This window comes from Rhodococcus sp. FH8 (genome assembly GCF_019266085.1).
In the GTDB taxonomy this organism is placed as follows: Bacteria; Actinomycetota; Actinomycetes; order Mycobacteriales; family Mycobacteriaceae; genus Rhodococcus_F; species Rhodococcus_F qingshengii.
Genome location: NZ_LPNQ01000078.1, coordinates 71,278 through 84,816, shown reverse-complemented (window position 1 = coordinate 84,816; position 13,539 = coordinate 71,278). Strand labels below are relative to the sequence as shown.

10 protein-coding genes are annotated in these 13,539 nt (G+C 63.7%); 5 read left to right on the top strand and 5 right to left on the bottom strand.

What is annotated here, in order from left to right; genetic code table 11:
• Window positions 1-91: 91 nt before the first annotated feature.
• Window positions 92-1,123, top strand: coding sequence for an ATP-dependent 6-phosphofructokinase (locus ATN38_RS24195; RefSeq protein WP_019747919.1), 1,032 nt, complete (start codon window positions 92-94; stop codon window positions 1,121-1,123).
• 25 nt (window positions 1,124-1,148) lie between these two features.
• The gene (gene gatB, locus ATN38_RS24190; protein WP_007729370.1) at window positions 1,149-2,660 is read left to right on the top strand and encodes an Asp-tRNA(Asn)/Glu-tRNA(Gln) amidotransferase subunit GatB; all 1,512 of its coding nucleotides are present in this window, start codon (window positions 1,149-1,151) and stop codon (window positions 2,658-2,660) included.
• An 88-nt stretch (window positions 2,661-2,748) separates the two neighbouring features.
• On the opposite strand, the gene ATN38_RS24185 is transcribed toward gatB, so the two are convergent.
• Together ATN38_RS24185 and ATN38_RS24180 are read right to left on the bottom strand one after the other, a co-directional pair.
• Window positions 2,749-3,798 (bottom strand): NAD(P)-dependent alcohol dehydrogenase, encoded by a 1,050-nt coding sequence (locus ATN38_RS24185; RefSeq protein WP_218748817.1) that lies wholly within the window; start codon window positions 3,796-3,798, stop codon window positions 2,749-2,751.
• Between the two features lie 127 nt (window positions 3,799-3,925).
• Window positions 3,926-5,056 carry a sorbosone dehydrogenase family protein gene (locus tag ATN38_RS24180; protein ID WP_003944688.1) on the bottom strand — a complete coding sequence of 377 codons (1,131 nt, stop codon included), beginning with the start codon at window positions 5,054-5,056 and terminating at the stop codon, window positions 3,926-3,928.
• Between the two features lie 90 nt (window positions 5,057-5,146).
• On the opposite strand from ATN38_RS24180, the gene ATN38_RS24175 reads away from it, so the two are divergent.
• A complete protein-coding gene (locus ATN38_RS24175) occupies window positions 5,147-5,974 on the top strand; it encodes a DoxX family protein (protein ID WP_003944742.1) in 828 nt (275 codons plus the stop codon).
• A 68-nt stretch (window positions 5,975-6,042) separates the two neighbouring features.
• Here ATN38_RS24175 and ATN38_RS24170 read toward each other — a convergent pair whose 3' ends face one another.
• The 3 genes from ATN38_RS24170 to ATN38_RS24160 form a co-directional block, all read right to left on the bottom strand.
• The gene (locus ATN38_RS24170; protein WP_003944693.1) at window positions 6,043-7,578 is read right to left on the bottom strand and encodes an amino acid permease; all 1,536 of its coding nucleotides are present in this window, start codon (window positions 7,576-7,578) and stop codon (window positions 6,043-6,045) included.
• A 767-nt stretch (window positions 7,579-8,345) separates the two neighbouring features.
• Complete coding sequence (gene ilvD, locus ATN38_RS24165) at window positions 8,346-10,187, bottom strand: dihydroxy-acid dehydratase (protein ID WP_007729361.1); 1,842 nt, start codon at window positions 10,185-10,187, stop codon at window positions 8,346-8,348.
• A 72-nt stretch (window positions 10,188-10,259) separates the two neighbouring features.
• A complete protein-coding gene (locus tag ATN38_RS24160; RefSeq protein WP_039973093.1) occupies window positions 10,260-10,781 on the bottom strand; it encodes a PH domain-containing protein in 522 nt (173 codons plus the stop codon).
• A gap of 266 nt (window positions 10,782-11,047) precedes the next feature.
• On the opposite strand from ATN38_RS24160, the gene ATN38_RS24155 reads away from it, so the two are divergent.
• Together ATN38_RS24155 and ilvN are read left to right on the top strand one after the other, a co-directional pair.
• Entirely contained in the window at window positions 11,048-12,988 is a 1,941-nt protein-coding gene (locus ATN38_RS24155) for an acetolactate synthase large subunit (RefSeq protein WP_030535411.1), read from the top strand.
• Window positions 12,985-13,488, top strand: coding sequence for an acetolactate synthase small subunit (gene ilvN, locus ATN38_RS24150; protein ID WP_003944718.1), 504 nt, complete (start codon window positions 12,985-12,987; stop codon window positions 13,486-13,488). The genes ATN38_RS24155 and ilvN overlap by 4 nt, the downstream gene beginning before the upstream one ends.
• Window positions 13,489-13,539 lie beyond the last annotated feature (51 nt).

Sequence of the window (13,539 nt, the reverse complement as noted above, 5' to 3'; positions counted from 1 at the left end):
GGCTCGGCAACGCCGCTATCCTGCGGCAATACGGTGACTGGGGGAAGATGGACACCAAGATCCACAATCCGGTCACGAGAGGTGCTGCACTATGCGAATCGGAATCCTCACGGGCGGCGGCGACTGCCCGGGCTTGAACGCGGTCATCCGCGCCGTCGTACGTACGTCGGCCGGTCGTTACGGCAGTACCGTGGTCGGATTCCGGGACGGCTGGCGAGGATTGCTCGAGGACCGCAAGGTCCCGCTCGACTCCGATGACCGCATCAACCGCATCCTCACCCGCGGCGGCACGATCCTCGGCACCGCTCGCGTGAACCCCGACAAACTCCGTGCGGGCCTCGATCAGATCAAGCAGACCCTCGACGACAACGGGATCGACGTCCTGATCCCGATCGGCGGCGAAGGCACTCTCACCGCGGCCAGTTGGCTTTCCGAGAGCGGCGTACCCGTGATCGGTGTGCCCAAGACGATCGACAACGACATCGATTGCACTGACGTGACTTTCGGTTTCGACACCGCCTTGGCTGTCGCCACCGACGCCATCGACAGGCTCCACACAACCGCCGAATCGCACCAGCGCGTCATGCTCGTCGAGGTCATGGGCCGGCATGCGGGCTGGATCGCGCTGCAGGCCGGACTGGCGTCGGGGGCACACCTGACTCTGGTTCCGGAACAGCCGTTCGACGTCGACGAGGTGTGCGCGATGGTCAAGAAGCGCTTCCAGCGTGGCGACTCCCACTTCATCTGCGTCGTGGCTGAAGGTGCGATGCCCGATCCCGCGTCGATGACCCTGCGCGAAGGTGGCATAGACGAGTTCGGCCACAAGATCTTCACCGGTGTCGCGCAGCAGCTCGGAAACGAGATCGAGCGCCGGATCGGCAAGGAAGTTCGCACCACCGTCCTCGGGCACATTCAGCGCGGTGGCACCCCGACGCCGCACGACCGCATCCTCGCCACTCGCTTCGGCGTTCATGCCACCGACGCAGCTCACCGCGGAGATTTCGGTCAGATGGTCGCGTTGCACGGAACGTCCATCGACCTCGTTCCGCTCGCCGAGGCGACCCGCAAACTCAAGACGGTGCCCAAGGAGCGCTACGAGGAGGCAGCCGCATTCTTCGGCTGAGCCGCAGACGCATAAACTGATCACCATGACTGCTGTCGATGCGCCCGACATCCTCGATTACGACGAAGTACTGACCAAGTACGAGCCTGTGATGGGTATGGAGGTGCACGTAGAACTCGGCACCGCGACCAAGATGTTCTGCCCGTGCCCCACCGAGTTCGGTGCCGAACCCAATACCCAGGTGTGCCCGGTCTGTCTGGGCATGCCCGGTTCGTTGCCGGTGGTGAACGCAGCCGCTGTCGAGTCCGCGATCCGGATCGGCCTTGCGCTCAACTGCTCCATCACGCCGTGGGGCCGATTCGCACGCAAGAACTACTTCTACCCGGATCAGCCGAAGAACTACCAGATCTCCCAGTACGACGAGCCGATCGCAACCGAGGGTTACCTCGACGTGATCCTCGACGACGGCACGACGTGGCGCGTCGAGATCGAGCGCGCCCACATGGAGGAGGACACCGGTAAGTCCCTCCACGTGGGTGGCGCTACCGGTCGTATCCACGGTGCCAGCCATTCGCTGCTCGACTACAACCGTGCGGGCGTTCCCTTGGTGGAGATCGTCACCAAGACCATCCACGGTGCCGGTGAGCGCGCCCCCGAGGTTGCTCGCGCGTACGTCACGGCGCTTCGTGATCTGCTGAAGTCCCTCGACGTCTCCGACGTCCGCATGGACCAGGGATCGATGCGCTGCGACGCCAACATTTCCCTCATGCCGATCGGTTCCACCGAACTCGGGACCCGCACCGAGACCAAGAACGTCAACTCCCTCAAGAGCGTCGAGGTCGCAGTTCGCTACGAAATGCGCCGTCAGGCAGCAGTTCTCGACGCCGGCGGTGAGGTCATCCAGGAGACCCGCCATTTCCAGGAAGGCGACGGTACCACCGCCGCGGGACGCCGGAAGGAAACGGCCGAGGACTACCGCTACTTCCCGGAACCGGATCTCGAGCCCGTCGCTCCGAGCGCCGAGTGGGTCGAAGAACTGCGCGGTACCTTGCCGGAGCTTCCCTGGATTCGCCGTGCGCGGATCCAGAAGGACTGGGGAATCTCCGACGAGGTCATGCGCGACCTCGTCAACGCCGGTGCCATCGATCTGGTGATCGCGACCACCGAGGCCGGTGCTTCGCCCGAGGCAGCGCGCTCCTGGTGGCTGTCCTACCTGTCACAGCAGGCGAACACCCGTGGCGTCGAACTCGGCGCTCTGCCGATCACCCCGGCGCAGGTTGCCCAGGTCGTAGCTCTCATCGACAGCGGCAAGCTCAACAACAAAGTGGCTCGCCAGGTCGTCGATCACGTCCTCGACGGTGAGGGTGATCCGGAGCAGGTTGTCGCGGCGCACCCGGAGTTGGTCGTCGAACGTGACGAAACCAAGCTCAAGGCAGCCGTCGACGAAGCGCTCGCAGCGAACCCCGACATCGCGGACAAGATTCGCAGTGGCAAGGTGCAGGCCGCCGGAAAGATCGTCGGCGACGTCATGAAGGCCACTCGTGGACAGGCAGACGCGGCTCGTGTGAAGGAACTTGTCATCGAGGCGTGCAGCTAGCGCACACTGAATTTCTGACACTGATGCCCGGCCGAATCGAATTCGGCCGGGCATCAGTGTTTTTCGCTGTCGTTTTGCCGCTGTCGGTCTACAGACCAGGGACCACAACCGCGCGGCCGCTGAGCGTTCCGGCGGCCAGTCGTCGATACGCTTCGGCGCCGTTGTCGAGACTGAAGGTCTCCACCGCGATGTCGAAGATGCCGGCGTGCGCCAGGTCGATCAATTCGATCAGCTCGTTGCGGGCACCCCAGTACGGAACTGTCACCGAAGCCTCGTAAGGACTTTGGAAGAACCCGACTTTGGCATGGGCCTGCCCGTCGCCGATCCCGACGATCGTGACGTCCGATCCGACGCCGGCGACAGCCATCGCGGTGTCGATGGTGGGCTGATAGCCGACGAAGTCGAGAACCAGTGCGGCGCCCTGACTTCCGGTGATCCTGCGGACGTTCTCGGCCGCGTCCTTGTCGGACAGAACCACTTCGTGAGCGCCTACCTTGGTTGCCAGTTCGAGCTTGTCCGCGCTCACGTCGAGTGCGATGACGGTTGCTGCCGAGAGGTGGCGGAGGAGTTGGATGGCGACATGGCCGAGACCGCCGGTACCGATGACGACGGCGTACGAGCCACCGCGAAGTTTCGGCAGTGAACGCTTGATCGCGTGATACGGAGTCAGACCGGCGTCGGTCAGCGGCACCGTCTTGACCGGATCGAGGTCGCCGATCGGGACGAGGTGGCGAGGTGAATCGACGATCATGAATTCGGCCAACGCGCCGGGTGCACCGAGACCAGGAGGATTGATGCCGAGTTCTTTTGCTCGAGAACAGTAGTTTTCGAGTCCTTGCGAGCAGTGCCAACAGCTGCCACAGCAGCCCCAGGGTCCGTAGACGACGACATTGGTTCCGATGTCGAGCCCTTCGACGCCCTCGCCGACGGCGGCGACCCGGCCGGCGCCCTCGTGGCCGAGCGTGAGAGGAAGGCCGTAGGTGTACTGCTCCTCGGGCAGGCTCATGATGAAGTCGTCCGAGTGGCAGACGCCGGCAGCGGTGACTTCCAGGAGCACTTCACCTGGACCGGGCTCGGGTTTGGGAATCTCCGTGAGTTCGGGTTCTGCGCCGATTCTCGTGTACTGGATTGCCTTCATACCGACTCCTTTGTCGTGGTTGGGCCAACCGGTCCTGGCAAATGCGTGGTGTTTAGCCCCGCTAACAAAAGAGTACGCATCTGTGCATGTTCGGTCACGGGATCCGTGACCGAACAGACATGGCGGCTCAGTCGATCCCGCCGCTGCCACTCGGCATCGGGATCTTGACCACCTTGTCGTCGTTCGGACCCGGCTCGCCCGCGGTTTTGTTTATCGTGCTCGCCCACATCAAACCGTCGGATCCGAGTGCCAAACCGCCCAGCTGGCCGTACGTGTCTTTCGCCACTGCCGACGGCGCGGTCGTGACGGCACCTGTTCCTGGATCTGCGGCCAGCGCCGAGATCGCTTTGCCGGCCCCCAGCGCGACAGCTACCACTCCCTGCGCCGCGATGCACCCGCCGACTCCGGGTCGGTCGGGCCACGTCCACGCGGGGGATGTCACCGTGCCGTCGGCGCCGACGCGTTGGAGGCGATCCTCGAGAGTGGTTCGGTCCGTGACCCACGTCGCGATTCCCGGATCGACGCACACGCCGCCGCCGTTTCCGATTCCGGACAGAACAACTTCCGGGCGAGGCGGCGCAGCGTTGGGTGTCAGCGATCGGACCCGCAAGAGTTTCCCCGCCAACGAGGCGGGATCCTGAGCAACCGCGGGGTTTCCGGTATCGCCTGTCAGAACCATGAGCTGGTCCGGGGCCGCGAACTCCAGTGACCCGCCGTTGCCGCTCGCGCCGCGCGGGATTCCACCGAGTACTTCCTTGGCGGTGTCACCCGGAGCGATGCGGACCACCCGGTTGTCCGTTCCGGTGGTGACGTAGGCATAGATCAGGTTGTCTTCGACAAACGTGGGGGAGAGTGCGATGTCGAGCAGGCCGCCGTCACCGCTGCCGTCGACGTCGATCTTGGCTACCTCGACCGGTGTCGTGTTGGGAGCTACCTGCATGATCCGGCCGGTCCGCCGTTCGGCAACCAGTCCGGAGTTCCCGTCCGGGAGTGTGACGAGCCCACCCGTGGTGTCGAGACAGGTTGCGATCACGGCGGTGTCGGCATCCTGACACGGTCCGAGGGGGCCGGTCCGCGGCGCCGGCGGCGTGGTCGACGGCGGCGGGTTCTCCGGCTGCACTTCCGCGCTGGCCTGGTTGGTCGGTTCGGGTGTGAACGGCGAGGCAGTCGATTCGTCGAAGTCGGCGCAACCTGCGAGCAACGATGTCCCGAGCACCAGCGCCAGTGCGCCCAGCGCTGCATGCCTACCCGTAGTCATGCCCAAGACGTTACGTAATGCACGGCAGATGCCGCCACGCCGGACCAAGGTTCCCCGTCGAGTTCGTGAATCGGTCATAGGCTCACCTACGTGACTGACGAGCGAAAAGATCCCAGCGAGTTGTCGGATGCGGACAAGCCGACGGGCAATGTGTCCAGTCCGTATGATTCGCCCACCGAACAATTTCCGACGGTGAGCGCCAAGAATCCGTTGCCGCGGACCGACGACGATCTCGATTTCGGTTCCACGAACGCCAACTCCCTGACCGAACAGATACCGACATACCGAGCACCTGGCGCGGATCAGCCGACCGTGGCACTCGAGCGTGAGACGGCGTACGACGCTCCGATCGCCGCCGTCCCCACCGCCGAAGCCGTGGCAGGTACAACTGAGTCTCCGCGGGGCCGAGGCACTCTCGACCTCGGGTTGCTTGCACTGCGATTGGCCGTCGGTGGAACTGCGTTGGTGCACGGTCTGCAGAAGTTGACCGGTATCTGGAACGGGCCGGGGCTGAACGGGTTCGAGTCGATGCTGGCGGACGCCGGGTTCCAGCAGGCGAAGTGGATGGCGATACTCGGCGCCGTCGGTGAAGTCGCAGGTGGCGCCCTCCTGATCCTCGGGTTGCTGACTCCCGTTGCGGCAGCGTCGGTTCTGGCGGTGATGATCAATGCGTGGGCGCTGCGTCAGGCGAGCGCACCCGGCCTGGAGTACTTCGCCCCGGCCGGGACCGAGTACGAGATGCTGCTCGGAATCTGTGCGGGCGTCATCATTTTGACGGGACCAGGTCGTATTGCGCTCGACGGTCGTCGTGGCTGGGCAACTCGTCCGTTTATCGGATCGCTCGTGGTTTTGATCCTCGGTATCGCTGCCGGCGTCTGCACCTGGATCTTCCTGAACGGTGCCAATCCGCTCATCTGAAACTCGCGCCGTCGAACCAACGAACCGCCGCTCTCCGAATCGGAGAGCGGCGGTTCGTTTGTGAAGGATCAGTCCTTGACGAGTACCGGGTCGGCGTTCGCGGACGGGATGGCCGTTCCGTCCTTGAGCTTGCGACCGAGGACCGACTTGCGGTGACCGTAGGCGAAGTACACGAGCACACCGATGGCCATCCAGACGAGGAACCGGATCCAGGTCTCGACCGAGAGGTTGAGCATCAGCCAACCGCAGGCGAGCACGGCGACGATCGGAACGAACGGCACCAGCGGGACGCGGAATCCGCGCGGCAGGTCGGGGCGGGTGCGGCGAAGGACGATGACACCGACACAAACCAGGACGAAGGCGAACAGCGTTCCGATGTTGACCATCTCTTCGAGCGTGCCCATGGGGAAGAACGCTGCCAGGACGGCAACGATGCCACCGACGATCAACGTGATGCGCATCGGGATGCCCTTGGCGTTGGTCTTGGCCAGGCTGCGCGGCATGAGGCCGTCACGGGACATGGCGAAGAGGACGCGGGTCTGGCCGAGCATCATGACCATGACAACTGTCGTGAGGCCGGCCAGGCCACCGAAGTTGATGGCGGTTTGTGCCCAACCAATGCCGTTGGCCTCGAATGCGGTTGCGAGGGTGGCGCTGGAATCGCCGACCAACGGACTGCCGTCCTTGAGTTCGGTGTACTTGACCATGCCGGTCAGTACGAGCGTGACGGCAACGTAGAGAACCGTGACGATGGCGAGCGAGCCGAAGATTCCTCGCGGCAACGACTTCTGCGGGTTCTTGGTTTCCTCGGCGGTGGTGGCGACGACGTCGAAACCGATGAAGGCAAAGAACACGAGGCTGGCTGCGGCGAGCAATCCGTAAGCGCCGTAGCTACTTCCGCCTGCGCCGGTCAGCCAGGAGAACAGGGTCTGATGGATTCCGCTTGCAGAACTCTCGGTTCCTTCGGACGGCGGGATGAAGGGGGAGTAGTTCTCCTTCTTGATGTAGAACGCGCCCACGACGATGACGAGCAGGACTACTGCGATCTTGATCGCGGTGATGATCGCGGAGACTCGCGAGGAAACCTTGGTGCCGATCGCGAGGATCAGCGTGATCGCGCCGATGATGAGCAGAGCGCCCCAGTCGAAGCTGATCGAACCGATGTGGGCGGTGGTGCTTCCGCTGGCCCCGATGACGTTGCCGAGGTACAGCGACCAGCCCTTGCCGACGACGGCGGAGGCGAGAGCGAACTCGAGAATGAGGTCCCAGCCGATGATCCAGGCGGCGAACTCCCCGAACGTGGCGTAGGAGAACGTGTATGCGCTGCCTGCGACGGGGACGGTGGAGGCGAACTCCGCGTAACACAGCGCGGCGAGGCCACAGGCGATGGCAGCGAGAACGAATGCCAGTGAAATGGAGGGTCCTGCGACATTGCCCGCGGTTCGAGCAGTCAGCGTGAAGATGCCTGCGCCGATGACGACGGCGACTCCGAATACCGTGAGGTCCTTCGCGGTCAGTTCCTTCTTGAGCTTTGTCTCAGGCTCGTCGGTGTCCGCGATCGATTGCTCGACGGATTTGGTGCGCCATATGCCGACTCCGGGCATGTATTGCTCCTTGGTTGTTTCCCGTCGACCTTGTGGGTGACGGGCGGTGGCTGACTGTCGTCGTTGTGATGTGCGTCTCAGCGACCTGATGAGGGAACCACTGGTGAGCGCCGTGTGCAAGTCGGCTCGCTCGAACTGACCGAAATGATCACCTGACTGAAAGTCATCCCCCCTCATGTATCTGAATTGATCAGCTGGTGTCTGAAACCCTACGTCCAAGTGAATTCGCTCACGAGCCGGACGCGCGATTCGGTCTGAAATGTCTGATAGCTCATATCGTTCCGTTGGTGCTCCGCGTGTCGCCCGACTATTCGGTACCTGTCGGTCGGTCTTGCTGTCGATGAGTTGCACTGTCGCTGTACCAGCACGTCCCATTTCACCCGTATCGGGGCGACAGGCGAGAGGACCACCGCGTACCTGGATCCGGTCGAGCGTCCATCACGCGTCGTGGCAGAGTGTGTCGGCGACGGGATGATCGGATTGGGTTGTGGTTCAAGCTCATACAACACCGGAGGAAGTATGGCGTGTTCGGACGCAGTCGGTCCCGCGTTCTTCTCCGAGGTGAAATGAACCCGACTCTGTCGACCCTCTGTCGTGGCCCGTTGGCGAGCATTCTCGTGGAGCTGAGTTGGTTGCCGCACGTGCGGCTGCCCGAAAACCTTGTGTGACTGTCACATCGGCTACGGGCGTCTCGAGCCGCACGAGCGCTGACAGAAAAAATCCCCGGCCGAAAAGCGGCCGGGGATTTTTTCGATTCGTGGCAGAACTTACGGAACGTAGCGAACCGCGCCCTTGTCGGCGGACGTCGCCAGAGCGGCGTAGGCGCGCAGTGCTGTCGTCACGGTGCGCTGACGATCGACCGGCTGCCACGGGCGCTCCGAGGCCTCCATCTTCGCGCGTCGCTCGGCGAGGACGTCGTCGTCGACCAGGATCTCGAGCGTGCGCGAGGCGACGTCGATGCGAACCTGATCGCCGTTCTGGACGAGACCGATGATTCCGCCTGCGGCAGCCTCGGGGGAGATGTGACCGATGGACAGCCCGGAGGTTCCGCCCGAGAAACGACCGTCGGTGATCAGCGCGCATTCCTTACCGAGGCCTGCGCCCTTGAGGAAGGCAGTGGGGTGCAGCATTTCCTGCATGCCGGGGCCACCCTTGGGGCCTTCGTAGCGCACGACGAGAACGTCGCCGGCCTTGATCTTCTTCTGCAAGATGACCGAGACGGCTTCTTCTTGGGATTCGACGACGAGCGCCGGGCCCTGGAAGGAGAACAGTTCCTCGTCGATGCCGGCCGTTTTGAGTATTGCGCCGTCGAGTGCGATGTTGCCACGCAGGACAACCAAGCCGCCTTCGACGGTGTAGGCGTTCTCGACGTCGCGGATACAGCCGCCGGCCGCATCGGTGTCGAGGGCAGACCAACGGTTGTCCGTGGAGAACGGTTCGATGGTGCGCACGCCGCCGGGAGCCGCGTGGAAGAGTTCGATTGCCTCGTCGGTTGCCTTGCCGGAGCGGATGTCCCAGTCGTCGAGCCACTGGTCGAAGCTCTTGGTGTGCACGGTGGACACGTCGGTTTCGAGGAGTCCGCCGCGGCGAAGCTCACCGAGCAGGGCGGGGATTCCGCCGGCGCGGTGGACGTCTTCCATGTGGTAGTCCGAGTTGGGAGAGACCTTGGACAGGCACGGAACCTTTCGGCTGATCGCGTCGATGGTGTCGAGGTCGAAGTCGACCTCGCCTTCCTGCGCCGCAGCCAGCGTGTGCAAGACGGTGTTGGTGGAACCGCCCATGGCGACGTCGAGAGCCATCGCGTTGCGGAACGCTGCCGGGGTCGCGATGTTGCGTGGCAGCACCGACTCGTCGCCGTCGCGGTAGTACTTGAGGGCAGCCTCGACCACGGTGGTGCCCGCACGAGAGAAGAGTGCGTGACGAGCCTTGTGAGTTGCCAGCGTGGAGCCGTTGCCCGGCAATGCGAGGCCGAGGGCCTCCGTCAGGCAGTTCATGGAATTGGCGGTGAACATTCCGGAGCAGGACCCGCATGTCGGGCACGCGCTGCGCTCGACCTCGTCGAGGCCCTCGTCGGACACGGCATCGTTGGCAGAGGCGGAGATCGCGGTGATGAGGTCGGTGGGGGCTTGGGCCACGCCGCCGACGACCACTGCCTTACCGGCCTCCATCGGACCGCCGGAGACGAAGACGGTCGGGATGTTGAGACGCATTGCAGCGTTGAGCATGCCGGGAGTGATCTTGTCGCAGTTGGAGATACACACCAGTGCGTCGGCTGTGTGGGCGTTTGCCATGTACTCGACCGAGTCGGCGATGATCTCGCGGCTCGGGAGCGAGTAGAGCATTCCGCCGTGGCCCATTGCGATGCCGTCGTCGACTGCGATGGTGTGGAACTCACGAGCGACGCCGCCGGCCGCACTGATGGCCTCGGCAACGATCTCGCCCACGTTCTTGAGATGCACGTGGCCGGGTACGAACTGGGTGTACGAGTTCGCTACGGCGACGATCGGCTTTCCGAAGTCGGAATCCGTCATTCCTGTGGCGCGCCACAGGGATCGGGCTCCGGCAGCATTACGTCCGATGGTGGTGGTGCGTGACCTCAACGGGGGCATGGGCGTGTTCCTTATGTGATCGTTGCTGGTCCACTCAAATAGAAGCGAGGGCCTTTCAACGCTACTCGCGTGCTACGGGCGCTTCTCTTCGGGCTGGTCCTGTGTGTTCTCGACGAGCTCGGATTCTGCTTCTGCTTCTGCAGCTGCTTCTTCCTCTTCGGCTTCCTTGGCGGCGAAGGCTTCTGCGGCGGATGCGTAGGGATCGGTGATGCGGCCACCGCTGGCGATCGCGATCTCGGGAAGCCTGACGAAGCTGACCGCAGGCAGGGTCACCTCGGTTCCGTCGGTGAGTTCCGCGCGCGCCCAACTCCGCTTCGGGAAGCGGAAACCCTTGACGTCGTCCCAGGCGAGGGTGCGCTTGGAGAACGTCGAGCGGACCTCGAGGCCGTCAGGGCTGACGGTGGTGCGCAGTCGCGCGACGAGATAGACGGCGATGATCGGAAGGATCAGCAACCAGCTGAAGGCGACGGGCCACCCGAAGATCGGGAAGCTGACCGCGAACAGAAGGAACGCGCACGCCATGTAAGCGAGCTGCGAAATGCGGATGACGTGCCGAAGTGGTTTCGGCGTGTGGGATGATTGAGCCGGTGGCACGGGCTGCTGCGAAGTTGACACCTCTACATCTTCGCATTGCAGCCGATGTATCTCAGATTCTGGGACGGTCGACTCACCAAGTTTGCCGTTCGCGACTAGCGCCTCTACTGTCGAGTGCGTGAAACAGAATGAGTTGCTCGTAATCGGCCGGCGCGTCGTCGCCTGAGTCGATTTTTCAACTCACCAGATAACGACGCGCCACCCTCGCTCAGCAGATGCTGACGGGGGTTTTTTGTTGCCCGGAGCCAGAATCAGAGGATTTCCCAGTGAGCGCACCAACAGCACGGCCTCAACCCACGCCGCGCAAGTCAGGGACACCGAGCCCGACAACCGCGGCTGCCGCAACCCAGACGGCCAACCGTCGCCAGCTCCCGCCTGAGCGGGTAACCGGCGCGCAGTCTGTGGTTCGAGCCCTCGAAGAGCTCGAGGTCGACACGGTATTCGGCATTCCCGGCGGTGCCGTGCTCCCGGTTTACGACCCACTCTTCGATTCGGTCAAGGTTCGCCACGTGCTCGTGCGCCACGAGCAGGGTGCAGGCCACGCTGCCACCGGTTACGCCCAGGCGACCGGCAAGGTCGGCGTCTGCATGGCTACCTCGGGTCCCGGTGCGACCAACCTGGTCACGCCGCTGGCCGACGCGCAGATGGACTCCGTTCCGATCGTGGCGATCACCGGACAGGTGGCGCGCTCGCTGATCGGTACCGACGGCTTCCAGGAAGCCGACATCTCAGGCATCACGATGCCGGTCACCAAGCACAACTTCCTGATCACCGACGCGATCGACATCCCGCGCATCATGGCCGAGGCCTTCTACCTCGCGGCCAGCGGTCGCCCCGGCGCCGTCCTGGTCGATATCCCCAAGGACATCCTGCAGTCGCAGACCACGTTCTCGTGGCCGCCGGAGATGCGTCTGCCGGGCTACCGCCCGGTGACCAAGCCGCACGGCAAGCAGGTTCGTGAAGCTGCACGTCTGATCGCCGACGCCAAGTCGCCGGTTCTGTACGTCGGTGGCGGCGTCATCAAGTCCGACTCCTCGCCGGAGCTGCTCGAATTGGCCGAGCTGACCGGTATCCCCGTCGTCACCACGCTGATGGCCCGCGGCGCGTTCCCGGACAGTCACGACCTCAACTGCGGTATGCCGGGAATGCACGGCACCGTTGCCGCAGTCGCCGCTCTGCAGCGTAGCGATCTACTGATCACCCTCGGTGCGCGTTTCGACGACCGCGTGACCGGTCAGCTGAATTCCTTCGCGCCCGACGCCAAGGTCATCCATGCCGACATCGACCCGGCCGAGATCGGCAAGAACCGCTACGCGGACGTCCCGATCGTGGGCGACTGCAAAGAGGTCATCACCGAACTCATCGAGGCGATCCGTGCCGACATGGCCACGGGCACCACGTTCGACCTCACCGAGTGGTGGGCGTACCTGAATGACATCCGTCGTACGTACCCGCTGAGCTACGACCGTCCCACCGACGGTCAGCTGAGCCCGGAGTACGTCATCCAGACCGTCGGCAAGCTCGCCGGACCGGATGCCATCTACTGCGCCGGCGTCGGTCAGCACCAGATGTGGGCCGCGCAGTTCGTCGGCTACGAGAAGCCGCGCACGTGGCTCAACTCGGGCGGGCTCGGCACCATGGGGTACGCGGTTCCCGCAGCCATGGGCGCCAAGATGGGTATGCCCGACACCGAGGTGTGGGCGATCGACGGCGACGGCTGCTTCCAGATGACCAATCAGGAACTCGCAACCTGTGCCCTCGAAGGTATCCCGATCAAGGTTGCCCTCATCAACAACGGCAACCTCGGCATGGTGCGTCAGTGGCAGACACTCTTCTACGAAGAGCGCTACTCCAACACCAACCTCGGAACGCACGGCGCCATCCGCATCCCGGACTTTGTGAAGCTCGCAGAAGCATTGGGCTGCCACGGAATTCGTGTCGAGCGTGAAGAAGATGTCGAGGCTGCGATCCGTGAGGCGCAGTCCATCAACGACAAGCCTGTCGTGATCGACTTCATCGTCACTGCCGACGCACAGGTGTGGCCGATGGTCGCTGCCGGAACGAGCAACGACGAAATCATGGCGGCCCGGGGCATCCGGCCGCTGTTCGACGACGACGAGGCAGTTGCCGAGCCCGCCGTCATCCACGAAGCCATGTCACGCGAGCAAGCCGGACCCGCCGCGGGCACAGGGGAGGATCAGAAGTGAGCACCAGTCACACCCTCAGTGTTCTCGTCGAGGACAAGCCAGGCGTGCTGGCTCGCGTCTCCGCACTTTTCTCCCGCCGCGGATTCAACATCGAATCCCTTGCGGTGGGCGGAACCGAGATCCCCGAGATCTCACGTATGACCATCGTCGTCACGGTCGACGAGTTCCCTCTCGAGCAGGTGACGAAGCAGCTCAACAAGCTGATCAACGTCATCAAGATCGTCGAGCAGGACGGTGAAGCATCCGTCGCTCGCGAGCTCGTGCTCATCAAGGTGCGCGCTGATGCAAGCGTGCGCACGCAGGTCATCGAAACGGTGAACCTGTTCCGCGCCAAGGTGATCGACGTCTCTCCGGAGTCCGTCACCATCGAGGCGACCGGTACTCGGTCCAAGCTGGATGCACTGCTGCGGATGCTTGATCCGTACGGTATCCGGGAGATCGTTCAGTCCGGGGTCGTGGCAGTCGGTCGAGGGCCGAAGTCGATCACGGCCACCCGCTAGTACTTTTAGACACGTAAAAATCCAAGGAGAGGTTGAGAACTGTGGCAGTCG